The sequence below is a fragment of the Mesorhizobium helmanticense genome (assembly GCF_003034915.1).
Lineage (GTDB): Bacteria > Pseudomonadota > Alphaproteobacteria > Rhizobiales > Rhizobiaceae > Mesorhizobium > Mesorhizobium helmanticense.
Window position 1 is genome coordinate 95414 of record NZ_PZJX01000039.1, and the last position, 26111, is coordinate 121524.

At 62.7% G+C, this 26111-nt stretch carries 31 protein-coding genes and 1 pseudogene; 10 read left to right on the forward strand and 22 right to left on the reverse strand.

Features of this window, described 5'->3' with window-relative positions; translation table 11 throughout:
* Nucleotides 1–266: 266 nt before the first annotated feature.
* From C9427_RS21125 to C9427_RS35255, 4 genes are all read left to right on the forward strand, one after another.
* Nucleotides 267–1070 carry a GcrA cell cycle regulator gene (locus tag C9427_RS21125; protein WP_107651082.1) on the forward strand — a complete coding sequence of 268 codons (804 nt, stop codon included), beginning with the start codon at nucleotides 267–269 and terminating at the stop codon, nucleotides 1068–1070.
* A gap of 184 nt (nucleotides 1071–1254) precedes the next feature.
* Nucleotides 1255–1860 carry a DUF6456 domain-containing protein gene (locus C9427_RS21130; RefSeq protein WP_107651027.1) on the forward strand — a complete coding sequence of 202 codons (606 nt, stop codon included), beginning with the start codon at nucleotides 1255–1257 and terminating at the stop codon, nucleotides 1858–1860.
* Between the two features lie 113 nt (nucleotides 1861–1973).
* Nucleotides 1974–2240, forward strand: coding sequence for a BrnT family toxin (locus C9427_RS21135; RefSeq protein WP_107651028.1), 267 nt, complete (start codon nucleotides 1974–1976; stop codon nucleotides 2238–2240).
* Nucleotides 2224–2508, forward strand: coding sequence for a BrnA antitoxin family protein (locus C9427_RS35255; RefSeq protein ID WP_107651029.1), 285 nt, complete (start codon nucleotides 2224–2226; stop codon nucleotides 2506–2508). The genes C9427_RS21135 and C9427_RS35255 overlap by 17 nt, the downstream gene beginning before the upstream one ends.
* 75 nt (nucleotides 2509–2583) lie before the next feature.
* Here the strand turns inward: C9427_RS35255 and efp are convergent, their stop codons facing one another.
* Nucleotides 2584–3150 carry an elongation factor P gene (gene efp / locus C9427_RS21145; protein ID WP_167434428.1) on the reverse strand — a complete coding sequence of 189 codons (567 nt, stop codon included), beginning with the start codon at nucleotides 3148–3150 and terminating at the stop codon, nucleotides 2584–2586.
* Between the two features lie 135 nt (nucleotides 3151–3285).
* Here efp and epmA point away from each other — a divergent pair, with 135 nt between their 5' ends.
* The gene (gene epmA, locus C9427_RS21150) at nucleotides 3286–4329 is read left to right on the forward strand and encodes an EF-P lysine aminoacylase EpmA (protein WP_107651030.1); all 1044 of its coding nucleotides are present in this window, start codon (nucleotides 3286–3288) and stop codon (nucleotides 4327–4329) included.
* 4 nt (nucleotides 4330–4333) lie between these two features.
* Here epmA and C9427_RS21155 read toward each other — a convergent pair whose 3' ends face one another.
* Nucleotides 4334–4702 (reverse strand): endonuclease domain-containing protein, encoded by a 369-nt coding sequence (locus C9427_RS21155; protein WP_107651031.1) that lies wholly within the window; start codon nucleotides 4700–4702, stop codon nucleotides 4334–4336.
* A gap of 276 nt (nucleotides 4703–4978) precedes the next feature.
* Nucleotides 4979–5581: a DUF922 domain-containing Zn-dependent protease gene (locus tag C9427_RS21160; RefSeq protein WP_107651032.1), complete on the reverse strand. Its 603-nt coding sequence runs from the start codon at nucleotides 5579–5581 to the stop codon at nucleotides 4979–4981.
* Between the two features lie 320 nt (nucleotides 5582–5901).
* On the opposite strand from C9427_RS21160, the gene C9427_RS21165 reads away from it, so the two are divergent.
* Complete coding sequence (locus C9427_RS21165) at nucleotides 5902–6120, forward strand: RNA-binding protein (RefSeq protein WP_107651084.1); 219 nt, start codon at nucleotides 5902–5904, stop codon at nucleotides 6118–6120.
* Nucleotides 6121–6150: 30 nt separating this feature from the next.
* Here C9427_RS21165 and C9427_RS21170 read toward each other — a convergent pair whose 3' ends face one another.
* The 3 genes from C9427_RS21170 to C9427_RS21180 form a co-directional block, all read right to left on the reverse strand.
* The gene (locus C9427_RS21170; RefSeq protein WP_107651033.1) at nucleotides 6151–8118 is read right to left on the reverse strand and encodes an acyltransferase family protein; all 1968 of its coding nucleotides are present in this window, start codon (nucleotides 8116–8118) and stop codon (nucleotides 6151–6153) included.
* A 201-nt stretch (nucleotides 8119–8319) separates the two neighbouring features.
* Nucleotides 8320–8676, reverse strand: a complete 357-nt coding sequence (locus C9427_RS21175) for an SPW repeat protein (RefSeq protein ID WP_107651085.1) — start codon at nucleotides 8674–8676, stop codon at nucleotides 8320–8322.
* 151 nt (nucleotides 8677–8827) lie between these two features.
* Nucleotides 8828–9049 (reverse strand): alkylphosphonate utilization protein, encoded by a 222-nt coding sequence (locus C9427_RS21180; protein WP_107651034.1) that lies wholly within the window; start codon nucleotides 9047–9049, stop codon nucleotides 8828–8830.
* Nucleotides 9050–9232: 183 nt separating this feature from the next.
* Here C9427_RS21180 and C9427_RS21185 point away from each other — a divergent pair, with 183 nt between their 5' ends.
* A complete protein-coding gene (locus C9427_RS21185; protein WP_107651035.1) occupies nucleotides 9233–9586 on the forward strand; it encodes a cupin domain-containing protein in 354 nt (117 codons plus the stop codon).
* 98 nt (nucleotides 9587–9684) lie between these two features.
* Here the strand turns inward: C9427_RS21185 and C9427_RS21190 are convergent, their stop codons facing one another.
* Nucleotides 9685–9882, reverse strand: coding sequence for a hypothetical protein (locus tag C9427_RS21190; protein ID WP_107651036.1), 198 nt, complete (start codon nucleotides 9880–9882; stop codon nucleotides 9685–9687).
* 242 nt (nucleotides 9883–10124) lie between these two features.
* Between C9427_RS21190 and C9427_RS21195 the strand changes: the two genes are divergently transcribed.
* Together C9427_RS21195 and C9427_RS21200 are read left to right on the forward strand one after the other, a co-directional pair.
* The gene (locus tag C9427_RS21195; protein ID WP_107651037.1) at nucleotides 10125–10316 is read left to right on the forward strand and encodes a hypothetical protein; all 192 of its coding nucleotides are present in this window, start codon (nucleotides 10125–10127) and stop codon (nucleotides 10314–10316) included.
* Nucleotides 10317–10354: 38 nt separating this feature from the next.
* On the forward strand, nucleotides 10355–10837 hold the full coding sequence (locus tag C9427_RS21200) for a pyridoxamine 5'-phosphate oxidase family protein (RefSeq protein ID WP_107651038.1): 483 nt from the start codon (nucleotides 10355–10357) through the stop codon (nucleotides 10835–10837).
* A 483-nt stretch (nucleotides 10838–11320) separates the two neighbouring features.
* Here the strand turns inward: C9427_RS21200 and C9427_RS21210 are convergent, their stop codons facing one another.
* Nucleotides 11321–11521 (reverse strand): hypothetical protein, encoded by a 201-nt coding sequence (locus C9427_RS21210; protein WP_107651040.1) that lies wholly within the window; start codon nucleotides 11519–11521, stop codon nucleotides 11321–11323.
* Between the two features lie 240 nt (nucleotides 11522–11761).
* On the opposite strand from C9427_RS21210, the gene C9427_RS21215 reads away from it, so the two are divergent.
* Complete coding sequence (locus C9427_RS21215; protein ID WP_245437128.1) at nucleotides 11762–13669, forward strand: AI-2E family transporter; 1908 nt, start codon at nucleotides 11762–11764, stop codon at nucleotides 13667–13669.
* Between the two features lie 443 nt (nucleotides 13670–14112).
* Here C9427_RS21215 and C9427_RS21220 read toward each other — a convergent pair whose 3' ends face one another.
* From C9427_RS21220 to C9427_RS21290, 14 genes and pseudogenes are all read right to left on the reverse strand, one after another.
* Nucleotides 14113–14337 carry a hypothetical protein gene (locus C9427_RS21220; RefSeq protein ID WP_107651042.1) on the reverse strand — a complete coding sequence of 75 codons (225 nt, stop codon included), beginning with the start codon at nucleotides 14335–14337 and terminating at the stop codon, nucleotides 14113–14115.
* A 495-nt stretch (nucleotides 14338–14832) separates the two neighbouring features.
* Nucleotides 14833–15903, reverse strand: a complete 1071-nt coding sequence (locus C9427_RS21225; RefSeq protein WP_107651043.1) for a sensor histidine kinase — start codon at nucleotides 15901–15903, stop codon at nucleotides 14833–14835.
* Between the two features lie 121 nt (nucleotides 15904–16024).
* A pseudogene (locus C9427_RS21230) lies at nucleotides 16025–16183 on the reverse strand (phosphatidate cytidylyltransferase); the annotation flags it as partial.
* Between the two features lie 25 nt (nucleotides 16184–16208).
* Entirely contained in the window at nucleotides 16209–16952 is a 744-nt protein-coding gene (locus C9427_RS21235) for a hypothetical protein (protein WP_146172569.1), read from the reverse strand.
* A gap of 10 nt (nucleotides 16953–16962) precedes the next feature.
* Entirely contained in the window at nucleotides 16963–17892 is a 930-nt protein-coding gene (locus C9427_RS21240) for a phosphatidate cytidylyltransferase (RefSeq protein ID WP_107651086.1), read from the reverse strand.
* A gap of 11 nt (nucleotides 17893–17903) precedes the next feature.
* On the reverse strand, nucleotides 17904–18626 hold the full coding sequence (locus C9427_RS21245; protein WP_425351670.1) for a lysophospholipid acyltransferase family protein: 723 nt from the start codon (nucleotides 18624–18626) through the stop codon (nucleotides 17904–17906).
* Nucleotides 18627–18682: 56 nt separating this feature from the next.
* Nucleotides 18683–19117, reverse strand: a complete 435-nt coding sequence (locus C9427_RS21250) for a hypothetical protein (protein ID WP_107651046.1) — start codon at nucleotides 19115–19117, stop codon at nucleotides 18683–18685.
* On the reverse strand, nucleotides 19114–20463 hold the full coding sequence (locus tag C9427_RS21255; RefSeq protein ID WP_107651047.1) for a phosphatase PAP2/dual specificity phosphatase family protein: 1350 nt from the start codon (nucleotides 20461–20463) through the stop codon (nucleotides 19114–19116). The genes C9427_RS21250 and C9427_RS21255 overlap by 4 nt, the downstream gene beginning before the upstream one ends.
* Before the next feature lie 2 nt (nucleotides 20464–20465).
* Complete coding sequence (locus C9427_RS21260) at nucleotides 20466–22274, reverse strand: bifunctional alpha/beta hydrolase/class I SAM-dependent methyltransferase (protein WP_107651048.1); 1809 nt, start codon at nucleotides 22272–22274, stop codon at nucleotides 20466–20468.
* On the reverse strand, nucleotides 22274–22876 hold the full coding sequence (locus C9427_RS21265; protein ID WP_107651087.1) for a CDP-alcohol phosphatidyltransferase family protein: 603 nt from the start codon (nucleotides 22874–22876) through the stop codon (nucleotides 22274–22276). The genes C9427_RS21260 and C9427_RS21265 overlap by 1 nt, the downstream gene beginning before the upstream one ends.
* 817 nt (nucleotides 22877–23693) lie before the next feature.
* A complete protein-coding gene (locus C9427_RS21275) occupies nucleotides 23694–24134 on the reverse strand; it encodes a VOC family protein (RefSeq protein WP_107651050.1) in 441 nt (146 codons plus the stop codon).
* Nucleotides 24135–24200: 66 nt separating this feature from the next.
* Complete coding sequence (locus C9427_RS21280) at nucleotides 24201–24623, reverse strand: BA14K family protein (protein WP_107651051.1); 423 nt, start codon at nucleotides 24621–24623, stop codon at nucleotides 24201–24203.
* 33 nt (nucleotides 24624–24656) lie between these two features.
* Entirely contained in the window at nucleotides 24657–25082 is a 426-nt protein-coding gene (locus tag C9427_RS21285; protein ID WP_107651052.1) for an EF-hand domain-containing protein, read from the reverse strand.
* Nucleotides 25083–25304: 222 nt separating this feature from the next.
* Entirely contained in the window at nucleotides 25305–25901 is a 597-nt protein-coding gene (locus C9427_RS21290) for a hypothetical protein (protein ID WP_107651088.1), read from the reverse strand.
* Between the last annotated feature and the right edge of the window lie 210 nt (nucleotides 25902–26111).

Here is a 26111-nt window from a genome sequence, read left to right on the forward strand (position 1 = left end):
GCGGGAGGCAAATCGTGCATCCGCACCGAGGACGGCACCGTCCCTGGACCGGCGGACGGGCAGGGCGGTGTCCGGCGCCAGCCGCGATGCGGCCGAGGCGAAGCTTGGCCGCATCGGCAGCCAGGCCAGCACGGCCCCGCCGGCCGAAGGCTGACCGCTTCCGGTCGGCGCCTCTGACGGCCTCTAGCCGGATCTGAATGACCAAACCTTTCGAGCGTCTCCCGGCTTGGCCGGAGGCTGTCCAACACGCTGCACGGATCAAGACAATGGCCTCCTATACCGACACCGAACTGGAAGCGATCGCCGGCTGGCTGAAGGACGGGCTGTCGGCCTTGAAGATCTCCGACCGGCTGAGCGCCCTGCGCGGCAGCGCGGTTTCGCGCAATGCCGTCATCGGCATCGTCCATCGCGACGCCTCGCTAAGTGCCATCGGCTTTGCCAATCCCGGTGGCGGCAGGTCCGGCGGGCGGCCGAGAAAGAACGCGGCAAAGCCGGGCCAGTCGGCAAAGCAAGCCAGGTCCGGAGGGCAAGCGGAGCTGCCGGGGCAAGCAAAGCTGCCTGAACAGTGCGGGCTTACAGCGGTCAGGCCGTTGAAGCCGGCAAGCCACGTCAAGTCGGTTCGCTTGGCGCCGCCGGTTTGGTTGCCGCAGCGCTGCGGGCGGGACAACCCGGCGCAGAGGAGTGGCGCCGTCAAGCCGCCGACGCCGCGCCCCGCCGGGCCCCAGCCGCATGTCGCGGCCATGCGTTTCATCGATTGCCTGTTCAACCGCTGCCGCGCGCCGCTCGACCTGACGCTGGAGGAAGACCCCGAAAACGACGCACCCGGCGCCCGGCCGGGAACCGAGATGCTGTGCTGCGGCCTGCGCACGCGGGCGCTGAAGAGCTACTGCCCCCATCACGCCGCGCGTTTTCACGACCATCGCCGCACGCTGCTGGCGGACGCGGCATCGACACCCGCTGTGCAAGCTGATCGCCAGGCGCGCGGCTTTGCAGAACCTGGGTTCCTCGCCCCCGCTTTTGCGGGGGAGAGGTGGCTCGGCGAAGCCGAGACGGAGAGGGGGCCTTCGTGAAGCCAAAGCCGGATGAGGAACACCGCGCGAATTCACCGCTGTTGGCCGCCCTTTCAACAAATGGGACCGCCAGCCGCAGCGTGGCTCCCCTCTCCGTCTCGGCTTCGCCGAGCCACCTCTCCCCACTTCGTGGGGCGAGGAATCCAGATTCTGCAATCCAGCAAATCCAACGAGGACAAAATCCATGAGCAAGAAGACCGCCCAGAAGGCCAAGGTCAAGCCGCCGAAGCTGCCCAGGGACGAGGCCGAACAGGTGCGCATCCGCAAGGAAGTCGGCCATGATTTTGCGCTGAAGGACGACAGGTTCGGCCGCAAGCGGCTGGCGGCGGGCACGGCCGAGGCGCGGCGCGTCTACGAGGTCTCCAACGACGGCTACACCTCGACCGGCGGCATCGTGCGGGTGCGCACTATCGACCCGCTCACCGGCATCACCTCGCTGACGCATCAGCAGCGCGAGGCGGGCCTGCGCTACCGCGAGGATTTCCGCATCTCGCAGCAGGATGGCGTCAAGGCGACGACCTGGACCGAGCGTGTCGATGGCGGCCGCACCGGCGGCGGTGTCGCCGACCGCATCCTCTCAGCCGGCCGCGCCCACGCCAATGCCAGCAAGGCGCTGGTGCACTGGGAGGTGGCCGGCGTGGTGCAGAAAGTGTGCTGCATGGGTGAGTCGGTGAAAAGCGTGGCCGAGGAGACCGGTGAGGGCAGGGATGTGGTGACGAAGCTGCTGAAGGTGGGGCTGGATTTGTTGGCGGTGCATTACGGGATGATGCTGGCGCGGAGGGTGGGGTAGGAAGGACGAACGGCGATCGTCCCCATTAACAGGCTCATCTATTTTTTGTATCCACAATAATTGTTGACGTTTCTGAATTTTTGTGTACACAATAATTGTTGAGGGGCTAGGGAATGACGTTTGAATGGGACGGCGAAAAGGCTAGGGCGAACTGGGCCAAGCATGGCGTATCGTTCGACCTGGCCGAAAAATTCGAGTTTGCCACCGCGCTCGAATATGAAGATCGGGACGCCATCGGTGAAGTGCGCTTCGTCGCTGTCGGCCTAATCGGCGACCGGGTCTACACCATGGCTTATACTGAACGCGGCGAGGCCGTTCGTGTCATTTCGCTACGCTATGCAACCAGACAGGAGATCAGAAGATATGTCGAAAATCTCTGACAGGGCGGACGCCCGCCGCCGCGCCTTGGCGGCGCTGGAAGCGATCACCGACGAGGAGGATGCGGCGATCGCTGCCGCCGCCAGAGCCGATCCCGACGCGCAGCCTTTGACTGATGCCTTGCCTAGGCGCGGTCGCCCGAAAAGCCCTCGACCGAAGCTGCATGTGCCGCTGCGTCTCGATGCCGATATTGTCGAGCGCTTCAAGGCTGCCGGGCCTGGTTGGCAGTCGCGCATGAATGAAGCGCTGCGCAAGGCCGCAGGGCTATAGCCACTTCCTTGAAGGGCAGCTCCGCACTGGCTGGGGTCGGTAAGAGTAATATCGAATGGTGCACTACGCGCTACGTCAATCCTTCGCCCGCTCCACATAAGCTCCATCCGCCGTCATCACCACAACCCGCGTGCCGGCTGAGATGTGCGGCGGCACCGCGGTGCGGACGCCGTTGGAGAGTAGCGCGGGCTTGTAGGACGAAGATGCCGTCTGGCCCTTGGTCACCGGCTCGGTCTCGACCACTTCGAAGGTGGCGCGCTGCGGCAGCACCAGCGAGATGGCGATGCCATTGTGCTGCGAGACCTGCACGGCCATGCCTTCGGAGAGATAGGGCGCCATGTCGCCGACCACGCTTTCGGGCACCGCCACCTGGTCGTAGGTTTCCGGGTTCATGAAATGGAAGCCTTCGGCGTCGCTGTAAAGGAAGGTGTGCTCGCGCTCCTCGACATAGGCGCGCTCGACCTGTTCGGTGGTGCGGTAGCGCTCCGAAACCTTCACCCCGTCGGCGATGCGGCGCATGTCGAGCTGGGTCACCGGCGTGCCCTTGCCAGGGTGGATGTTTTCGGCAAAGAGGATCACATAAAGCTTGCCGTCCTTATCGACGACGTTGCCTTTGCGTAGGGAACTGGCGATGACCTTCACCACGATTTTCAATCCTGCACTGGTTGGTTGGCCTTGCCGGCCTGAAACGGTTGATCGGCGCAAATCGGCCGCGCGAGCCGTCGCCCTAGCGCATCTTGGCTTGAACCGCCAGCCTTCTGTGCAATTCCGGCTCGCATGACCGGCGCTTCGCCCTGGTGGACGCCGCACGTTCATGCCGATCGGCGGCCGCGGCTGATCCTGCGCAACCTGATCACGGCTGCCATGCGCGACTGGTTTGCGCGGCGCGATTTCGTCGAGGTGGAGGCGGCGGCCCTGCAGGTCTCGCCCGGCAATGAGGCGCATCTGTCGGCCTTCGCCACCGAGGCGATCGGGCCGGATGGCGCCCGCCAGCCGCTCTATCTCCACACCTCGCCGGAATTCGCCTGCAAGAAGCTGCTCGCAGCAGGCGAGAAGCGGCTGTTCAGCCTCGGCGCCGTCTATCGCAACCGCGAGCGCGGCCCCTTGCACCATCCGTCCTTCACCATGCTCGAATGGTACCGGGCCGATGAGACCTATGAGAGCCTGATGGCGGATTGCGCCGGGCTGGTCGCTCTTGCCGCGGAGCAGGCGGGCGCCAGGCGTTTTGCCTTTCGCGGCCGCGAGGCCGATCCGTTCGCCGAGCCGGAACGGTTGAGCGTCACCGAGGCCTTTTCGCGCCATGCCGGCATCGACCTGCTGGCGACGGTGGGGGCGGATGGCGGCACCGATCGCGAGGCTCTGCGTGCTGCGCTGGTCGAGGCGGGCTTGCGCACGGCGCCCGACGACAATTGGGCCGATCTGTTCAGCCGGGTGATGGTGGAGAAGATCGAGCCGATGCTGGGGCAGGGGCGGGCCACCATCCTTTACGGCTACCCGATCTCCGAGGCAGCCCTTGCCCGGCCGAGCGCGGAGGATGCAAGGGTGGCCGAGCGCTTCGAGCTCTATTGCTGCGGCGTCGAGCTCGCCAACGCTTTCGGCGAACTGACCGACGCCGCCGAGCAGCGCCGGCGTTTCCAGATCGAGATGGACGAGAAGCAGCGCATCTATGGCGAGCGCTATCCGATCGACGAGGATTTCCTCGCCGCCTTGGCCATCATGCCGCAGGCCAGCGGTTCGGCGCTCGGTTTCGACCGGCTGGTGATGCTGGCGACGGGGGCGGGCAAGGTGGAGGATGTGATGTGGACGCCGGTGGCGGAGTGAAAAATCAGCATCTGTCGGCGCCGGCCTCGATGATTATGTGCTGGCAGACATTGTCGATGTCGCGCAGGACATCGTCGTTCCAGAAGCGCAGGATGGTCCAGCCGCTGCTTTTCAAATAAGCGCTCCGTTCGGCGTCGCGCTCAACTTGTTCGGCATACGCGTGCTGGCTGCCATCAACCTCTACGATCAGGCGATGGGTCGGGCAGGCGAAGTCGACGATGTAGGGTCCTATTGGTACCTGTCGGCGGAAGCTCAATCCCATTAGCCGATGCGCGCGTAGCTCGTTCCACAGCTTCAACTCGGCGTCGGTCATCACGCGACGCATGGATTTTGCGTTCTTGCGCTGACGCCTCGGAACGAGATCGTGACCCATCAAACAGCCCCACGCTGGAGATTAGCGAAGATCGTGGTGACGGCCGATCTCCCCCCTTGCGGGGGAGATGCCTGGCAAGGCAGAGGGGGGTGCTGTCCCTCCAGCCTGTCAGTCAATCGCAGCCACGCCCTCAAACCGGTTTCCTTCCAGAAAGCTTGGAATCGAAAGTCGGCGATCCTTCCCACCCCCCTCTGTCCTGCCGGACATCTCCCCCACAAGGGGGGAGATCGGCTGTCATCAACGCCTTCGCCAGCTTTGCTGCGGTTTCCATCCCCACTACCTTCCCATCAGCAGCCCGACGATCAGCCGCTGCATGTTGCCGCCTTGGCCGAATTCGACGCGGTCGAAGTCGCGGCTTGCCTGGCGCTGGGCCTGGGAGAGTTCGGAGAGCCGGCTGGTCAGCTCGGTCCTGATTTTCTTGCAGCCGGGGTCTGCGGCCACGGTCAGCCCGACGCTCACGGCCTCGATCTGGCGCACCATGTCGGCGATTGCGGCGCCATGCACCCTTTCGTGGGCTGCGATGCCGGCGGCGAAAACCTTCCAGCTCTTCTGGACCGCGGCCGACAGCGGCTTGGAGGGCTTCGGCAAGGTGTAGGTGATGATGAGCTTCGGCCGTGCCGAAGCCAGCACGCAGGCACCGCCGCGCGGCTGATAGTCCCTCACCCAGGTCAGCTTGAAATTGGTATGCGCGATGACGCGGTGCTTGCTCTTGCCGATCGTGGGGCCGCGCTCACCGATCGAGGCATAGAGTTCCGGTCCGGTCTGCCCCGAGATGGCGTAGGTCTCGACCTTTTCGACCGGCTTCCATTGTGCCGTCTGCGCCTGGGCAACCGGCGGCGCCAGCAGACAGGCCACAAGCAGATATTTGAAAGGCTTCATGCGAATTTCCAGGCCACAACGGGAAGCCGCCCGTAGCAGGGATCGTCAATTCGGTGAAGTGTGTGCCCGCAGATTTCGGTTTGCTGCCTGGTCCGGCACGGAAGATGGCGGGCCTTCGCTCCGCCATTTTCCGTCCGGCAATTCGGCAAGCAGAGGTCAGTTCGCGCCGCCGAGCCTCTGGCCGATCCGCTCACGCCGCCCGGCAATTTCGCTCCGCTTATTGCCAGCCGCGCCGTCAGGCCCAGATTCCATGTGTTGCCAGCTTGCAGGATGCCGGTTCCCGGCACTGTCCCGTGGAGGTGACCCACATGGAGGTGAGCATGACACGCGACGACATCATTTCGGTATTGGGGCCGGTCGACGAGGCCGTCATCGCCGACATCGTCTCGACCGGCGCGACGATCGAGGAACTGCGCGAGGCCTTTGCCTGGATCGGGGCCGACGAGGCGCTGGTGAACGAAGGCCGACAACTGCCCTCGGCAAGGGTGGCGGCGCTGATCGAGCTGCTCGAGACGCCGGACGACGAAGACCTGCCGTAGAAAGCCTGCCGCGGCGGCGGGGCGCCTGGGTCACTTCAGGGCCGCGGTCATCCCGGTTGAGAACAGCGCGCGCTCGAGAGGCCGTTCAAGCGTCTGCGCAAAGGGCGTCGCCAAATGGTGGCGGTCGCGATAGGCCAGCCTGCCGCCGATGAAGACATGGCAGGTCTGGGCGTCGCAGAACTGGTCGGTCATGTCGACATAGGTGGCGTTCGGTATCGAGCGCACGATGTCGCGCTCCACCGCGGCAGCGGCGTCGTTGGCGGCGTAGGCCCGCGTCTGGTCGCACAGCGACGGTGTCTGCCCTCGCCACAGCGCGCGCGCCACGCAGGTGTCGACCTGCTCGTCGTTGAAGGGCACGTCGCGGATGAAGGCGACCTTCAACCCGGCCCGGCTGAAAGCCTCGATCGTCGCGCGCAGGCCGGCGCGCCATTCCGCATCCTGGCTGTCGGATACTTTGGCGTCGGGCGACATCTTGCGCGAGCTCGCCAGCGCAATCTCCGAAATCACCACCAGGCTCGGTCGTGCGGCGATGATCTCCTTGATCGACTGCGCGCGCCATAGGTCGCACTCGGTGTAGTCGCGCTTCAGCTTGGTGACCCAGATCGTCAATTGAGAGGCCCGGCAGGAGGATTTGAGCCAGGTGAGGACCCGGTAGTCGTGCTTCTGCGCCGCCTCGATCAGCGGCGTCGACCAGTGGTCGGCATGCGAATCGCCGAACAGCGCGATCGAGCCTTCGGCGTTTTTGGCGCCGAACACGCAGTGTTTTGGCGTGACATCCTCGAAGTCGATAATGCAGCCTCCGGCACGCGCCGTGGAGGGCAGTGCGGCGCTTTCGGCGATGATGCGCTGTTCGGGGGCGATATCGTGCACGGCTAGGCGCGCGTTGGCGTAAGCGGCTGCGACGCCGGTGCCGGTCAGGAGGACGGCCGGCACCAGCGCCCGCGCCGCATTGGCCATCAGCCAGCCATTGCGGCGGATCGGGTTCTCGATGAAATTATAGGTGAAGATCGACAGCACCAGCGTCAGCGCCAGGCAGCCGAGCCGATCGGCAAGCGACAGCTCCGGAACCATCATCGCGGCATAGACGATGACCGGCCAGTGCCAGAGATAGAGCGAATAGGACAGCCTTCCCAGCCACTGCAGAGGCGGCAGCGACAGCACGGCGCTCGGCCCTTTTTGCATATTGCCGGAGCCGCTCAGCAGCAACAGCACGGCGCCGGCCACAGGCACCAGCGCCATCACGCCGGGGAAGGGGGCGTCCTCGCTGAAGGTCAGATAGGCGCCGGCGATCAGCGCCAGGCCAAGCCATCCGCTTGCCGCGCCAAGTTGCGGGCGCTGCCGCCAGAATCCTGCCGGCGCCATCGTCGCCAGGCCGCCGGCCGCGAATTCCCAGGCCCTGAGCGGCGAGAAATAGAAGGCCCAGGGCTGCGAGACCGTAGTCAGCCAGGCGCAGACGGCGAAAGACACCGCGCCGGCGATGCCGATCACCATGATCGCCGCGCGCCTGCCAGGGCGCAGCCATGCGGCAAGCAGCAGCAGCGCTGGCCAGGCGAGATAGAACTGCTCCTCGACCGAGAGCGACCAGAAGTGGATGAAGGGGTTGTTCGCCGCATCCGGGGCGAAATAGTCGAACGACCAGCGAATCAGCCAGAAATTGATCGCATAGGCCGACGCGAACATAGCGCCTTTCGAATAGAGCGACTGTTCCTCCGGCGCCAGGATGAAATAGCCGGCGACGAGCGTGGCCAGGATGACGAACAGCGAGGCCGGCAGCAGGCGCCGGGCACGCCGGGCATAGAAGCGCCACAGGTCCAGCCTGCCGGTGTCGTCGATCTCCCGCAGCAACTGGCCGGTGATCAGATAGCCGGAGATGACGAAGAAGATGTCGACGCCGGTGAAGCCGCCCGGCAGCTCCGACAGACCGAAATGGAACGCGACGACGCCCGATACCGCGAGCGCCCGCAGCCCTTCGATATCAGGCCGGAACGATGCTGACACGACGAACCCCCGTGTTGGTCGTTGACAGCCCACCCGTTGCAGAACCTCGACTCTATGTGTCGATACCGCAATGCAACAAATCTAACGCAGTGCAACATAAAGGGAAGTTCGGGCAGCGCCGGCCGACGCAACCTGCATATCTGTCCGGCCTCTTAGAGGAGCCAGTCGCTCGCGCGCCGGGCTCCTCCTTGGCCCGCACCATCACGCGTGCGCGTGCGGGTGACGGTAGTCCCAGACTGCCCAGGCCGAGGCGGCGACGACCAGCACGCCGAGGACCACATGGGTCCCCATTGCATTGGCGCTCGCGGCGAAGCCGAGCAACCAGGGCGAGACGATCAGCCAGAGCCCTACAACAAGGTTCAGCCACTCTTCCCACTCGGCGAACGCCGAGAGCGCGGCGAGCGCCAGGGCACCCAGCACAATGCCGGAAATCCAGGCGTTCCACGCAGGATTGGCTTCCGTGACGAAGCCGATGATCCAGGGTGAGATGAACAGGCAGATCGCAAGGACCAGGTTGATCCAATCCTGGGCCTTCTTTCCTTCCATCAGGTTTGCCATGACAACCTCCACAGATGAAGCTTGAACAAAGCACGATATTCGCGTGCAAATGCACGCTTAACTATCGATGTAATTACGCTTCAACCGGCCTTCAAGAAGGTGCCCCCGGCGTCGACAAAGCCCAAGCGAATCGGGCCAAAAACTTCCGCGATCACGCCTTTTTCAGGAACTCGGTTTTCAGCACAAGGCCTTTCACCTGCCTGGTGTTGCACTCGATCTCGCCGGGATTGCCATTGAGACGGATGTTCTTCACCAGCGTGCCGCGCTTGATCGTCTCCGATGTGCCCTTGACCTTCAGATCCTTGATCAGGGTGACGGAATCGCCCTCCTTCAGCTGCGTGCCATTGCTGTCTTTGACGATTGCGTCTGTCATGTCACGTCTTCCATCGGGCCGGTGGGTAATGCTGGGGTCGATCGTGCGGCCTATCCCGCTGATGGCGGCAAAGTCAAGCGGACCGCCGCCAGTGCGAAGGGGCAGGGCATCCGCGTTGCCGATGTCCGGGGCATCGGCTATTGACCGGCAGCCAATGCCGGCGAGTTCAAATGGAGCCCGATCATGACAGAGATGACCATCCTCAAATTCGGCGCCGTCGAAAACGCCGAGGCCGGCGACCTGGCGGGCTGGGTGGTGGTCGAGGGCAAGCCGACAATGAAGACCGCCGTCCAGCATACGACAGCCGACGGCAAGGTCATGTCGGGAACCTGGCAGGCCACCCCCGGCACCTATCACGCGACCTATACCGATTACGAATTCGTGCACATGATCTCGGGCCGCATCGTCATCACGCCCGATGGCGGCACGCCCGTCGAAGTCGGTCCTGGCGATGCCTTTGTAGTCGAAGCCGATTTCAGGGGAACGTGGAAGATCATCGAGCCGGTAACCAAGCACTTCGTCGTCAGGGTCGGTTGAGGCGAGGGTGGCAGTGCCAGGCAGGACTGTCATGAATTTGGCAGGAATAAAAAGGTAATTCCATGATGTGAACATCGGCACAGACGGCAACTTGCCAGCTATCTTCCGATGATCTTGCTGATGATGGTTTCGTCGGCATCTACACGCCCGGTGAGTTCGCGGACCAGATCCTTGGCGTGCTGAATCCAGTGCGATTCACCGATAAGCCCTTCGGCCACCGATGACCTGAACGCATTTCTAAGGATGTCGAGATCGAGAGCGGATATGAAAGCGTCCGGGCTGGTGTCGTCTTGCATCGTATGGCTTTCCCGCAGGGCGGGAGTACGATCTACGCTCTCAAGCGCCGGTGCCCGAGACGTGGCCGGCGACCTCGGCTTCCTACGCTATGGGGTAGAATTTAGCGACTCATTTCGATCGAGACCGCTGTGACCGGCTATCACAAGAGTGTTGGTTCGTCGCGAATGGTCCAATCCATGCCGGAGAAGCTCTAACGGAACCTATCACCATCCCAGGTTGTTGTGTCGCAGGAAGGCGGCCCATGCCCCTCACAGTCCGAACCACGCTCTGCAACATTCGTGATGACCTGCATGCCCTGCGCAAGACGGTGGCAAGCCGTGGTCATATCGAGACGATTCAGGCCATCGATGCGCTGATCGGCGTCGCCGAAATGGAGGCCGTTCTGGCCATCCGGCGGCTCGACCAGGGTGCCCGACTCCATCGGGATGCCTGACTGGGTGGAAACGAATACCAACGGAAAGAACAATCACAATGAACATCAGGGAGATGACGCGACAGGAATGCACTGCCATGTTGAAGTCGGCCAGGCTTGGCCGCCTCGGCTGTGTCAGAAACAGCCGGCCTTACGTGGTGCCGATTCATTTTGCCTTCGGCGACAATTTCATTTTCAGCTTCTCGCTGCTCGGCAAGAAGGTCGAGTGGATGCGGGTCAACCCGCGCGTCTGCCTGCAGGTCGACGATGTCGGAGGCGTCCATGGCTGGAAGAGCGTCGTCGTCGACGGCGTCTTCGAGGATCTGCCGAAGGCGCCCGCTCTGAATCCGACGGCCCCGGCCATCGACCAGCAGGCCGTGTCGGACTATGAGCGTGAATTTGCCTGGTCGCTGCTGCAGAAGCACGCCAACTGGTGGGAGCCCGGCTCGTTCAATCTGGGCGGAACGCCGGTCAATGCTGACAGCCATCTGTTTTACCAGATCAAGATCGAGACAATTTCCGGACGGCAGGCGTTCCGGTAGGTCCGGTGGCCGGGTAGCGACGACGGTAACCGATTGCTCAGAACGGACCGAGCTTTCAGCACACCAGTTGCCACCCACGCTGCCAACCGGCACGTTCCGGCTCACCCTTGCCAACTGACTGCCTCTTACATGAAGAGATCATTTTGACCGTCCAGATTCTCACCCATCGCGGCAAGCACCGTATGCCACACGGCTTGTTAAGAGCGAAGCGAGGTACCGATGCAAAATCCCTATGAAGCCGCCTATTTCGCCAGGAAGCACGGGATAACACAGGCCCAGGCGCGACGGATCACCAAGGACTTTGGCCCTTCCCGGATCAGGTGCGACACTGCTGCCCAAGATCTGAACTTGGCCCTCACCGGCACATCCCTCTTGCATGAGCGTCCGCCAACATCTGTTTCTTCGACACCGAAGGAATAGCTGGTTTCTGAAACCGGAAAGGACTTGGAAGGCGGCCAAAGCCGGTGCTCTGATCTTGGCATATCAGCGCAGCCATTTTTTGAACCGCGCGGCTTTATTCCTCACGAAAGCGGCAGCTGCTGCATCACACATCCTTCGCGATGGTCCATTCGCAGCAATGATGAACTTGGCGTCTCTCAGCGTGAAGCCGTACTTCTTTGCGAAGTAGATTGCTCCGTAAGGCTCGTCTTGGGGTTTGCCCTCCACTCCGTTCGTGTAAGCCATTTGTGCCTCGCATGACGGATCGGCTCGGCTGATTTCGCGCCAATCTGGTACATCAACCTTCGGCGACGGGCGAAGGTTCCGGATGCGCGAAGGTGCTGAAGTTGCACGCCAGCTAAATATGCCTGATCATGACGGTTGGCAGGGTGGAGACATAAAGTGACGGCTGATCGTCGAAACGGTGCGCACCCTTCAGATCCGGGGCTGGGGGGCATTCTGTCAGCGGCTACGGCCCATCCGCGCATGTCGTTGCCCACCGTCGCGACAATCGTGGCGGCGGTCGCCGCCCTGTATTTCGGGCGCGAGGTTTTCCTGCCGATCGCAATCGCCCTGCTGCTCACCTTTGCGCTTGCCCCCATGGTTTCGGCGCTCAAACGAGTGGGCATTCCCCGTCTTCCTGCGGTCATCGCCAGCGTGCTGGGTGCATTCACGGTTCTTGCGCTGTTCTCCTTCATTGTCGCCACGCAGGTCAGCGAACTGGCCCAGAACATCCCGCTCTACCAGTCGAATATCCTGACCAAGGTCAGGTCCCTGAAGGAAACCGGCGTCGGCGGCGGCATCATTGCCAGGCTGAGCGGGGTGATCGAACGCGTTGGCCAGGAACTCGACAGGCAGGAAGCCTCACAGCCCACCGCGGATGAGCCCGAGCGCGTGCCGGTGCCTGTCGAGATTGTCGCGCGTGAAAGACCGCTCCAGGTCCTCCAGAACCTGATCGGCCCGCTGATCAGCCCGCTGGCTTCGGCCGGCCTGATCATCGTCGTCGTCATCTTCATGCTGCTCGAGCGCGAGGACCTGCGCGATCGTTTCATACGCCTCGTCGGGTATGGCGATCTTCATCGAACCACTGAGGCGCTCCAGGATGCCGGCAAGCGGGTCGGCAGATATCTGCTCATGCAATTGGTAGTGAACATCGTCTATGCCGTGCCGATTGCGTTCGGGCTTTGGGTTCTGGGCATACCCAACGCACTGCTGTGGGGATTGCTGGCGCTTGCACTGCGATTCGTTCCCTATATCGGCCCGGTCATTGGCGCGCTGCTGCCTTTGTTTCTGGCGCTGGCCGTGGCGCCGGGCTGGTCGCTTGTGCTGTGGACCGCCGGGCTGTTCGTGGTCATGGAAATGATCACCGGCAACGTCGTCGAACCTTGGCTCTACGGCTCGCGCACCGGGCTTTCACCTTTGGCCATCATTGTCGCGGCGATCTTCTGGACCTGGCTGTGGGGCCCGCTGGGTCTGGTTCTGTCGACGCCGCTCACGGTCTGTCTCGTCGTACTCGGCAGGCACGTGCCGCAGTTCGAATTCCTCGACGTCCTGTTCGGCAACGAACCCGTACTCGAACCGCATGCCCGGCTCTACCAAAGGCTGCTGGCCGGCGACCCCGATGAAGCCACGGATCATGCCGAGGAGATTCTGGAAGAAAAATATCTGGTCGAATTCTACGACAAGGTCGCCATTCCCGCACTTCTGCTCGGCGAGCAGGACCGCATGCGGGGTGTGATGGGCGATGAGCAAAGACGGCAGGTGGCGGCCAGTGCGCAGACTCTGGTGGCGAACCTGGACGACAGCGCACAGGAAGAAGCAGAGGAGGAAGATCCAGCTGCCGCCGAGGAAGCCGGCTCGCGCAAGAACAAGGAGGCTGAGGGGGAGGGTGAGGACGATGTCGAGTTGCCTGATGGCACGGACATGGCGGTGCTGTGTGCCGGCGGACGCGGTGAACTCGATGATGCCGCCGCCGCCATGCTGGCGCAGGTGCTCGAAGTCCAGGGCGCAACGATATCGAAGGCAAGCTTTGCCGACATGGATCCGGCGAGCATTCGCCGGCTCGAACTCGACGCTGTCGACACCGTTGTGGTCGGATTCCTCAACCGCGACTCCGTCAAACACGCCCGTTTCCTGGTCCGCCGGCTGAAACGTGTCAAAACGGCGCTGCGGGTCGGCATCGTGTTCTGGTCGGAAAACGGTACCGCCAACAAGGAAACAGCCGCCAAATTGGCCAATGACATCAATGCCGATTTTGTGGCCTATGGCATGGTCGATGCCGTGCTGGGCGCCTTGTCCAGCGATCCGCCGGTCCCGCTGAAAGCCGCTGCCAAGCGCCGCATTCGCCGCCGGCCGCCGGCTCGCAAGAAAGCGCCGCTTGCGGCTGCAAAATAAGGCTGTAGTTCGTTTTCACGTCCAGAAATAGCGCACCGCGTGGAAGAACGCCGACGCAGCGAAGGCCAGACTGTCGGTGCGATCAATCATGGACGAGCGTCGTTGTTGACGGCATCTTCAAGGACCTGCTGAAGGCGCCCGCTCTGTTCTACCAGATCAGGATCGAGACGATTTCCGGACGGCAGGCTTTCCGATAGATCCTATAGCCGGGTACCGCCCAACATCATATGTCAAATGACGTACCTGTCCCGGGCGAAACGCGCAAAAAACCCGCATTCCGGAGGGGGGATCGGGAAGCGGGCCTTTTAACGACCGAACGCTTGGGATGTTCGGTATGTCATTTAACATAGCATCGAAGGGTTGGTTCCAGTCGAAACAAAATTATTCGATAGACTGGACTGCTTGCGTTTTTTGAGCCCCGATGCATGAAGTCTTGGCGTTGGTTAATGTGATGCATCGAAATGCCCACGCGGCTGCCGCGACACCGCTAGAAGTTCAGCCTCGTCGGTGATTCCGGCCATGTAGTTGGCGACGATTCGCGACGCCAGTGCTTCTCGATGAGCTTCAGTTTCGCCTTTCCGCTTCGCCCGCTCGAACACGCGTCCAAAAAGCCTTATCTCGGAAGGCGTGAAAATGCGGACCTTCTCGATCTTGGGTATGGTCGGCATGCCACCCGCCTCTTTCGGGTGCTAAAACAAGCGCCGATCCTGAAGTGCAGCTATGGGGATTCGGATGGGCCGGCGCTCAGCGCCAAGTTGATGGGTTATCGACGCCGTTCAGAGCGACGTGCGTCCATTCGGACGCACAAGTACGCTCTAGCACTTTGAATCTATGCATCGTGCTTTCCGAAAATCGATTCCATTTTCGGGCCGATGCGCTAGTACCAGCGTCCCCGGCCGTAGAAGCCGCCGCCGCCCAGCAGTATAACTATAAGAACGATGACCAGTATTGTGGTGATATCCATATTAGCCTCCTATGAGCGCGCCCGGCGGTGTTCGCCGTGCGTCTCTTGCCCTGAACAGTGTGTAAGTTGTGCCTGTAACCTCAACCAACGTTCCGCAAGCGTTCTTGTTCCAATGAACGGACCAGGGCATGGCCAGCCCAACGGGAGCGCTGAGTTAAGCCGCGTGACGCCCCTCACCGCTGACTAATTTAGGAATGGATCAGGCTGCCCGGGGTATGCGCGAGGTAAACGTCGCCCTGGTCACCGACACGCTGGTGCCGCCGGTATCGCTGATGACCTCCACCTTGGCCTCAAGCTGCTTGACCAGCGCCTCGACGATGGCTGTTCCCAAACCCACACTCGGCCCCTCGCCGGCGGTCTTGCCGGCGCCGTTGTCGGAGACCGTCAGCTTCCAGTCGCTGCCGTCGGTCTCGTAGGTCACCTGGATCAGCGCCTTGGCCTTCTCCATCGGGAAGGCATATTTGATCGCGTTGAGAACGAGCTCGGTGACGATCAGACCGAGGCTCACCGCCTTTTGCGAGTCTATCCTGCCGCCTTGCGCTGTGACGTTCACCGCGATCGGCTGGTCTTCACCGACCATCGATGAGGCCAGGCTGTCGCACAGCTTTGACAGATAGGAGACGACGTCGATCTCTTCGACGCCGGCCGCGGTGTGGAGGTGGCGTTGCACTTCGGCGACCGACAGCACCCGCTGATGGGCATCCTTCAGATGCTGGCGGGTTTCCTCAGAGGTGACGGAGCGGGCCTTCAGCAACAGGATGCTGGCGATGATCTGCAGGCTGTTGGCAACCCGGTGCTCCATTTCGCGCAGCAGCACATCCTTTTGCCGCAGCAGTTCCTCGGTGCGGCCGAGAAGCTCTTCCTTTTCCCTCTCGATGGCGCGCCGCGCCGTTATGTCGTTGAAGGCGAGCAGGATGGTGATGGCCGAACTATGGTCGTAGAGGACCTTGCGGGCGTTGAGCAGCATCGTGCGCGGGCCGATACTGGGGAAATCATGCTCGACCTCGAAGCCGTCCATGGCGGTCTTCTCGGGGATGATCGTCTCCAACAGCAGGCGCAGCGCCGGGATGTCCCACTGGCCGTCGCCGAGCGCGTAGAGTAGCGAGCCGTGCGTCTGCTCGGGGTCGACCTTGAAGGTCTCATAGAAGGAACGGCTGGCCGCCAGCACGCGAAACTGCTCGTCGAGCACCAGGAAGGGCTCGGCGATCGTATTGACGATCGCCTGCGCCAGCGTCTGCGCGTCCTCGATATTGGCGATGGGGTGGAACAAGGCTCAAAGCCGATCTGGAGGCGCTTTGCCTCCGCTCGGACAGATCGTTACACAATTGCCGGACCGCTGTCGCGAAATGATTCGATCCGACGGAGCCAGCCGGCCACACCTTGCCCGGCGCTCACGTCCAGAAATAGCGAACCTTGTGGAAGAACACCGGGGCGGCGAAGACCAGGCTGTCGGCGCGGTCCATCATGCCGCCATGGCCCTCGATCAGATGGCCCCAATCCTTGACCCCCTGGTCGCGCTTGATGGCCGAGGCGACCAGCCCGCCGAGGAAGTTGCACCGCCTCGGTGGCCTGACCTTATTCAGCCACCTTCGCCACGATGCAATCTAGCGAAGGAAGTGGCGTCAAACCGTCCCTGGTTCTTTCTGCTGGCTCGGCGGTTCCGTCCCCTTCCGCAGCACATTCATAGATCGCTTGAATCACCAAGCCCCGGATTGTCGCGCCAGGAAGCGTCAAGTAGTCGAAGTATCCATCCTTCGTTGGAAGGCCTTGCAAGTAATCAAGTGCGGCATGGACGCACCAGTCAAGCTCTCCCGCGTCCTTGTCGCGAAAGTTAAGCTCGTTTACCAAAATGAAACCTACGGACGCCCAAGTGCCACGGCTTATAAACTTGTACGCCGTGCATCCGCTTAAACTGACCTTCGCCTTTGCAACGAAATCTTTGTATGATGGCAGCAGGCGGGAACTGGTTAAGGCCGACGCTATGTCATCTTGCCAGCTCGCGCCGTCGACAGCGATTATCGAAATTTGGGCCGTGGCAAAGGTCGGGAAAAGACCATTCAGATCGCCTCTGAGAGCTTTATATCGCTCGATTGAGCTGCTTACGTTCAGACGATCAGCTACAACTTCGTAAGGCCGACGCCATGTCGGCCAAACATAGATTTTCCTATCATGCGGCAGCGACCGCAAATAGTTAACGGCTGCGTCTTTGGTGGCCCGCGCATGAACAACTTCTTTTTCAGTTGGCCAGGCCCGATTGCTCAATAGCATCACCGACAGCGACGCGTATAACCATACCTGGACCGCCTTATAAGTCGCCATCCCCATCCCCTCACGTCCAGAAGTAGCGCACCGTGTGGAAGAACACCGGGGCGGCGAAGACCAGGCTGTCGGCGCGGTCCATCATGCCGCCATGGCCCTCGATCAGATGGCCCCAGTCCTTGACCCCCTGGTCGCGCTTGATGGCCGAGGCGACCAGCCCGCCCAGGAAGCCCATCAGGCAGGCGATGAAAGCGACGCCCGCCGCCTGCAGCGGCGAAAACGGCGTCAGGAACGACAGCAGCGCGCCAAGCAGGCTCGACGCCGCCAGCCCGCCGATCAGCCCTTCCCAGGTCTTTGAGGGCGAGACATCAGGCGACAACAGATGTCTGCCGAACAGCTTGCCGAAGATATATTGCAGCACGTCGCTGCCTTGCACGGTGATGATCAGGAAGGCGATCAGCAACAGGTTGCGGCCTTCGAAACCGGGCAGTTCGAGCGTCAGCAGCGCCGGCACGTGGCTGACGCAATAGACCGAGATCATGACCGCCCATTGCTGCGCCGAGACGCGTTCGAGAAAGCGCTCGGTGTCGCCGTGCAGCGCGGTGATGGCCGGCATCAGCAGGAAGCAATAGACCGGAATGAAGATGGTGAAGAGGCCGTACCAGGCGGTCCATACCAGCCAGTACTGGAATGGGATGATGATGCCGAACATGCCAAGCAGCACCCAGTGATCGCTGCGCCGGTTGTGCGTCAGCGTCACGAATTCGCGTAGCGCCGCAAACGAGATCAGCGCGAACAGGATGGTCATTGCGCGGCGGCCCAGGAACATGGCGACGGTGATGGCCAGGACCATCACCCACCAGGCATTGATGCGCTGGTTGAGGTTGACCAGCGTTGAGGAGAGCGGCTTCGGCGCGCGCCACGACAGGATGCCGGCGATCAGGTTCGCGATGGTCAGCACGGTCGTGAGGCCGATGACCAGGATCAGGGTTTCGCGCATCGGCATGTTGGCTAGTCGTCTCCTGGCGCGTCGTGCCGGATATCGGATCGCGACCGATGCTCTAAGCTCTTTTGGTCGCGTGATGTCTTTCGGATAGCCGGATTCCACATTTCCACATCATGCCTTGGCGGGCGGGGGTTCAGCGCAAGCAGCGTCTGGCGGGCGCGGTCGAGAAAGGCGCGGCGTTCCTCGCCAGGCGCGATGGCCACCGGCGCACCGAAGACGACACGGCAAAGCAGCGGCACTGGCACGAACTGGCCCTTGGGCAGCACCCGCGACATGTTCTCGATCCAGCAGGGGATGAGTTCGACATCGGGCCGCGCCATCGACAGATTGTAGAGGCCGGAGCGGAACGGCAGCAGCGCTTCGTCGGTCATGTTGCGCGTGCCTTCGGGGAAGATGATCAGCGAATGGCCTTCGTCGAGCACCGAGAGCATGATCGAGATCGGGTTCTGCGTCTCGTCGGTCCACTGCCGGTGGATGAGCACGGAGGACAGCATGTCCTGCGCGATAAAGCGGCGCAGCCGCGACTTGCCCCAATATTCGGCCGCGGCGACGGCATGTGTGCGGGCGCGCTCCTTCTCGCTGAGGCAGGCCGACAGCAGGATGAAATCGCCGTGGCTGGCATGGTTGGCGAAGTAGATGCGCTGGCGGTCCGAGGGCTCGCTGCCGCTCCAGATCGGCCTGACGCCGGTGACCGCCCAGGCAAGCGCCGACAGGCCGACCGAGGTCATGGTCTGCAGCAAGGTGAAGGTGTTGGCGCGGATGTGAAGCTTCGTCATCGACGGATTCAAATAAATGCCGCGACGAGCGACGCCGCAGCGAACAGGCAAAAGGCGGTACGCTGCTTCATCAGCAGCCGGCGCGCGCCCGCTATACGCTCATCGAGTGAGCGGGTCGCGGCAGGGATGGGCTTCAGGCGCATGCGCGCCAGCACATCGTCGACCGCGCCAGCGCCCGCTGCCTCGCTGTCATGGCTCGCCATCAGCCGGAACAGCAGGGCGTCGAACAGAATTAGTGTCGAGAAGGCGAGGATGGCCAGGGCACTGGCGGCAGCCACGAACCAGGCCCCCGCTGACAGTGGCGTCGCCCGTGGCCCGGCCGTCAGCCCGATGACAGGAGTCGCCAGCACGCAAGCCGCGATCACCAGCAGTGGCCATACCGCCTGCACCATCAGCCCGGCGGCGAACGTCGCAGCCCTATCCCGAAAGGCCTGATTTTTCATGCCGGCTCGTCCAACCCGATAAGAAGATGCACCGGCCGGCCCGATGCGGCCAGTTTTTTTCGTGCCTGGGTCGGCGTGTGCGAACGGCCCGTGGCGACCAGCCATGCGGCGACGGCGCCGGCACTGCGCTGGAAGCCGAGCGCGCAGCAGACCAGCACCGTGCCCTGGCGGCGCGCATCCTCGATCGCCGCCACGGCCTCTGCGAGCCTGTCGCGCGACGGCGGCAGAAGGTCGAGCATGGGAAGGCTGATCCAGCGGCAGGTGGTGCCGCGCGGCCTTTCCAATTCGCCGGCAAGGTCGATCACCGTGCCGAAGGCGTCAGTCTCGGCCGCTGTCGGAAAGCGGCCGAGCGAGACACCGTCGGCCACCGCGATCTCAGGCGCAAGCTTGCGGGTCCATGCCCATAGGTTGATCCTGGCGCCGAGCCGGTAGGGCCAAAGCAGGATGCGGCTCGCCAGCGAAACGCTGCCGTCGGCGACTTTCTGGAACACCTTGGCGCCGGCCCCGGCATAGGCGAAGGCGACGATGGCCAGCGCCAGCGCCGGCCATAGCAGGACGAGCCACAGCGCCGAGACGTAGGCTCCGGCGGCGGCGCCGGCCAGCGCCAGCGCCGCGCCAAGCGCATAGAACCGCGTCAGCCGCCTGGCCTTCGCATCGGCGGTCAACCGAAAGCCGGCGAACGGCAATTCGCCCTTGGCCGGAAACAGCCAGAGCGCAAAGAAACCGAGCAGCGCGCCGGTCGGGATGTCGATGAAGTGATGCTGCCAGGTCGTCAGCACCGAGGCGCCGATCAGGAAACACCAGCTGTGCCAGGCCATCTGGGTGATGCCGCCCAGTTTGAGACGCCCCAGCTTTTGACGCCAATGATCCCAAATGATGACCAGCAGCGCGATGTGCAGCGACGGCGCCTGGTTGAACGGTTTGTCGAAGCCGCCAAGCACCGCGAACAGGAAGCCCGGCAGGCCTGATGTTTGCGGCCGCGCGAAGGTCGCGGTCAACGGGAACGCGATAAAGCAGGTGACAGCGACGATCTGCGCGGTGAGGTAGCGGCCGGCGAGCCGGTCGACGCCGCTCTTGGTATCGTTGAGCAGCAGCGACAGGCCGTAGAACAGGTTGATCGACCAGTAAGGCACGATCGTCCATGCCATGAACGGTATAAAATGTTCCCAGTCGAAGACGATGCCGCCGACATGATCGCGCCGCGATGCCAGCCAGTTGGCGAAGCCGTAGGTGGAATAGAAGAACGGCGCCAGAAAGGCGAGCCACAGCGCTGCCCGCAGCACGACGCCGGCATAAGGCTCGCGCACCGGGACGGACAGGGCAGGGTCTGCGGCAGGCACGGCCATCCTCAGGCGCGCCGTGCGACCGAGACGGTGAAGATGCCCCACTGGTCGATGCGCTGATCGATCTTGTCGAAGCCGGCGGCAGCCACCAGTTGGTCCATCTCGCCTTGCGTGCGCCGGCGCATCACCCAGGCCTGGCCGCCGCGATGCGAGGTCAGGCTGCGCGCGATCATTTCGAGCTGCGGATGCCAGGGCTGGTTGGTGTAGATGAGGAGGGCGCCGGGCTGCATCGCCTTGGCCAGCCCACCGAGCGAACGGGCGATCATGGCATTGTCGGCGAACAATTCGTAAAGCCCGGAGACGATGGCGAGGTCGGGCGCCGGATCGAGCCTGGCAAGCATTCTGGCATCGAAGGCGTCGGCCCGATGGAAGGAAACCGTTCCCGGCAGCTTCCGGTCGGCGATCAGCTTCTGGCCGAGCGACACGTTGAGGTCGGAGAAATCCTGCAGCCGCACGCTGGCCGGCGGTTCAGCGCATGTGGCGACGGCGTCGAGCACGTAGCGGCCATGGCCGGCGGCGATATCGACGATATTGACCGGCCGGCCAGCCGCCTTGAGCGTGGCGACGGCGTTGCCGATCAGCTCTTCCAAATGGAGTTTGCGCTGGCGGATGCCGCGCCAGCCGATGGCGTCGAGGAAGGTGCGATCGATCATGCGGCCAAGCGGCGTGTGACCCCGCGCGACGTTCTCGTAGACATAATCGAGCGTCGAGCCGGAATCGAAGCCGGTGACGATCCCGGTCTTCATGCCCGACGACAGCCAGGCGCCCATGCGGATCGAGGTACGGCTCATTGCCCAGTAAAGGCCCCTGGGCGACAGCAGCGGCAGCGGCGAGGCCAGCTGGTCGGCCTCGTCGCGGGTGTAGCCGGCGCGGTCGGCGCCGGTGAGGTCGACCGGCTTTTCCGGCGCCGCGAACTGTCTTTCGAGGAAAGGCCGGATCAGGTCGAGCGCCTGGTGGCGGTCGCGCTCGCCCAGTGTGTCGTGGAAGAAGCCGGGCAGCACATGCCGTTCCTTGGCCGGGCTCGCCAGGTTGACGAAGAACTGGTGCTGCGGCCCGTGCCGCACCACCCAGTCGGCTCCGGAGATCAAAAGCTGCGTCGGCACGGCGATGGCGCGGGCATCGGCGACGATGCGGGCGGCGTGATCGTAGAGCTCGACCAGGATGTTGGAAGCGATAGGCCGGGTGATCAGCGGGTCGGCCTCGAAGGAAGCGATGCGCTCCGGGTCATGCGTCAGGAACTTCGCCTTGACGTAGGAATTGACGAAGAAGCGGCCCTTGAGCTTCTGCCACAGCGCAATGCCTTCCTTGGCGAAGGGCACGTAGAGCTTGACCGAAAAGGCGGGCGAGGCCACCACCAGCGCGCGGATATCGGGCGCATAGTCATGCACCCAGGCGGCGGCGAGGACCGCGCCGAAGGACTGCGCGATCAGGGCGATATCGCTGTGGCCAAACCCGTCCCTGGCGATCTCGCGCACGAAACAGTCGATGTCACGCACCAGGGCCGCAAAGGACGGGGCATAGCCGCGTTCGCCGGCCGAGCGGCCATTGCCACGCGCATCCCAGGCGTAGAAGGCATGGCCAGGCATGGCCAGTTCATCGACCAGATGCGCCATGCGGCCGCCATGCTCGTGGCCGCGATGGAACAGGAGGATCGCGCCCTTGGCGGGTTCGCCGATGGCCGGCCAATAGCGGTAGAAGATCTCGGTGCCGTCATGGCTCCTGAAGGTCCGCTCCTCGGCCACGCGCTCGAGTCCCGCCGGCGCGGCGGTGATGTTGTGTTGGTGAAGCATGGCGGTTCCCCCGAGGCTGCTCATCAGCCGCCGCTCCCCCTAAGGCCGCTGCGTATCCGGTTGATGGCGGTCGCCAGCGACAGTGTAGCCATGGTCGGAAACACAAACGGCGCGATCGCCTCGGCCCACAGGCCGCAGGCGATCAGGAAGCCGATGACGCCGAGCGCCAGCGCCCGGTCGCTCTTGCCGAAAGGCCCGGCATAATTGCGCCCGGACCCGGCAGCCACGCCGAGCACGCCGGCATATTCCGCTATGATCGCCGTGATGGCGAAAGCGACGACGCCCCAGGCAGGGAAGACAGCGGCGAAAGCCAGGATCAAAGCCAGGTCCGAGACGATGTCGCAGAGTTCGTTGAGGTACATGCCGAGCTTCGAGGCCTGGCCGTGTTCCCGCGCGAGCATCCCGTCGATGGCGTTGAGCGCCATGCGGACGAACAGCACCACTGGCATCAAGAGGAATACCGGGGAATGGCCGGCAAACCTTGCAACGACAAGGCCCGTGGCGACCGAAAGAGCGGCGGCAAGAAGGGTGATCTGGTTGGCGGTGACGCCGGCCCGTGCCAGCCGGTCGGCAAGCGGCCGCAGCTTGGCCTGGAAGGCCGGTTTCAGCGCATAAAGCGTCGGCATATGCGAGCCCCCCGGCCACAGCGCAAGAAGCGCGCGGGCGAGGATGGCCAATTGGCGGGCAAGACGCAAGAGCCGTGCGAGCGGTTGTGCATGGTTGCGAACAGGCATCGCCATGGGCGTTATTGCCGTTTGCGCGAAAACGGCAATAACTCCTGCTTCAGGTTATGCGGATGGCTGCCGCAAAGCTGGAAAGTCGCCCCGGATCATTGCCGAGAAGCCCCAACGAAAACCCCGGCGGAGACCACCGGGGTTTTCAGCAATTGTTACCACCGGTACCAGACCCAGACACGCTCGCGATAGCACCGGGTGCGCCGCCGGCCGTGCCGCCAATAGCGACGGCAGACCCGTCTCCAGACGCGCCGCCTGCGCCGCCTGTTATGTCTGCGCCAGTGGCCATGCCGATGGCGGACCGGCTCCAACTCCGCCTGAGTGTCGCCGTCCTCGAAGACTTCCTTATCCTGTGCCTCGAGTTCATCGAGGATGCCGCTTCTGGCGGCTGGGACGCCGGCCACCGCGTTGACGGGCCGAACCGCGCTCGCGAGCGCCGCCGCCCCTGCAATGCCAAACATTCCTGTCAGAAATAGTCGCCGATCCATAGAAACCCTCCAATCACCTTTGAGCGAGACAAGGTCTACATCTGGAGAATAGCGCGATGGATACAAAAACCAAGGGGTGGCAGCAGAAGTGGTAAACACCTCATGTGTCGAGCCGGTATTATCGGAATGGCTTGGGAGCGCTGCAGACTCGCTCAAACCCGATCCTAAGAGCTTATTCAATCGTGATGCGCCGCCATCGGCCAGATTGGCACAGACCCGCGTCAGGCTTTACCGACAATGCCGCCCCAGTCCTCCGGTGCGATATCGACGATCGATTGCGAGAAGGTCCAGCCGTGGCCGCCAGGGTCGCGACAGGAATACTGGCGTTCGCCATACGGGTAGCTGGTTGGCTCGCTCAGGATCACCGCGCCATGCAGCACTGCGCGCCGGTGATGGGCATCCACATCCTCGACGCGGACCATGACGGCGAACCGCCGGGGCCTGTCCTGTTCGGCGTCTTCCCGGACCATCGATTTGTCCGCCTTCAGTTCGGTCACGACGACAGCCCCTTCACCGAAGCCGAGTTGGGCGCGGTGGTTGGCTATCCGCAGGCGCAATTCGAAACCAAAAGCCTGGCAAAGCCAAAGGCTGGCTTTGCCAACGTCAGGATAGGAAAGGACCGGTATGACCGTTGAGGCCGGCATGGAGCGGTTGCCAAGCATGTCCTTGCCTCGTTCCAGTGACGCGAGATGATGGGCGCTCGGTTGCCGACCCAGCGCCCCGTCAACTCAACTATAGGGCGACCAGCACTGCCGGCGAGGGCCGGAATAGGGCTGGTAGCTGTTGTTCCATGCGCGGTACGAGACATAGCGGTCGTAGCACCAGCGGACATGGGCGGCGGCCAGCCGGGCCGCGGGGCGCGGTGGCGGAACGACGGTCGCGACCGCGACGCCTGTGGCAAAGGCGGCGGCGGGGAACCAATAGCCATTGTAGTAGCGATAGCCGGGCCGCAAGCGTACATAGCCTCGGTAGCCATTGTAGTAATAGGCGCCACCGACGACGTAGAAGCCGCGCCGGTGGCGGATGGGCTCAGGCGCGGTTGCAGCCGATGTCAAGCCGGGAGCGGGCATGATCGGCAAGGCGGCGGCCGGCGAAGCAAGCACCGAAGCGCCGAGCATCAATGCGCAGAACGCTGTGATTGTCTGTTTCATCGTGTTGTCCTCTTGATGTCGAAGGGGTGCCGGTCAGCGACGCTTGAGCGCCCGCAATTCGGAGATGGAGAGCGCGCGGTCGCCGTTCTTGTCCGCCCGCAGCAACCGGTCGGGAATGAAGCCCGCAAACTCGTCGCGCGAAATTCTTCCGTCGCCGTCGCGATCCATGCGGCGGGCCTGTGTCTTGAAGTCCGCGACCTGCGCGCTGCGGAAATCGCGTCTTGATTTCACCTGCTCCAGGGCGTCGCGCACCTCGCCCGGATCGAGCAGGCCGTTGTGATTGGCATCCATCCGGTCGAACATCTGCGCCCGCGCAGCCTGGATCTCACCGAATTCGAGGATCCGGTCTCCGTTGGTGTCGATGCGCTGGAAGAATTGCCTTGCTCCGGACCCGTCCGCCGCCAAGGCGCCATTTGCGCCAAGCAGCAGGCCTGCGCAGGCCATGGCGATCTTTTTCATGCTTGTCTCCAGTCTCGGTCGGGCGGCCCGCCATGGGCGCCCTTGCAGGACCTTCTACGCAGCACCTTGCCTGCCCCTACGCAGCCATGTGGCATTTTTTTCGCGGGTGAAACGTCATCGCGGACAGCGGACTGGCATGGCGCCGTAGCGCGCTCTTGGTCGCCACACTGGAAAGGAAGCGCAAAGCGCCCTGAGTGGCGCTAACCGCGACTATCGCTCTTGCTAAGGAACAGTATAGCTGATTGCTGCATAGTACTTCATGGAATAACTCGCCACCAAGGCAGCTTTATCATTTCCATTTATAATCTGTCTGGCGTTTTCCCACCTGGTGACCTTATCATAAAAATATTGTTCGAGTTTACGCCCTGTAAATATTCCTTCAATCATGCCCTTGAATAAGATCGATGAGGCGACAACCGGTTTCAGTGCATCGTCAGGCTTGTCAACCAAACCAAACTTTTCGTAGTTTGCCCGACCTGTAATTTGCGCGAAGCCCCGCCCGCAAAATTTGACGCCATCCCCATCAAAAACGTTGCCAAGCCGGGCGGCAACCTGTGGTCTGTCGCCCTTTCTGTCATACATCCGAAAAAAGTAACCATTACGGCCCACTTCACGAACAGGCCGCATTGCCCGGCCAGTTTCGTGATGAACTGTGCCGAGTACATACGCTAGCCACCGATCGTCTAAATCGTGATACTTCGCGTTCCATTCAGCCAACAGCGAACGAAGGCCCTCAATTTGCTTCGACGAGATTTTCCCATCGAATAAGTGAAGTCGCGAAAAATCAAAGAAGAATTTCTCGTTAAGTAAACCAGCCAATGAGTTTCTCCCCTTCCAAAGTAACACCAGATGTCACGCTAGCAGTGTGGGGCGACGAGTCAATTGATGAATCGCCTTCATCAGGGATGATCGCGCAGTGATCGCGTTGTTTTGATGTCAGTGACGAGAGATCATTCTGTCGATTTGGAATGCGTGGGTACATTCGGCAATGCATGACGAGTGATGCATCCTCAAGTTCATTCCAAGCTC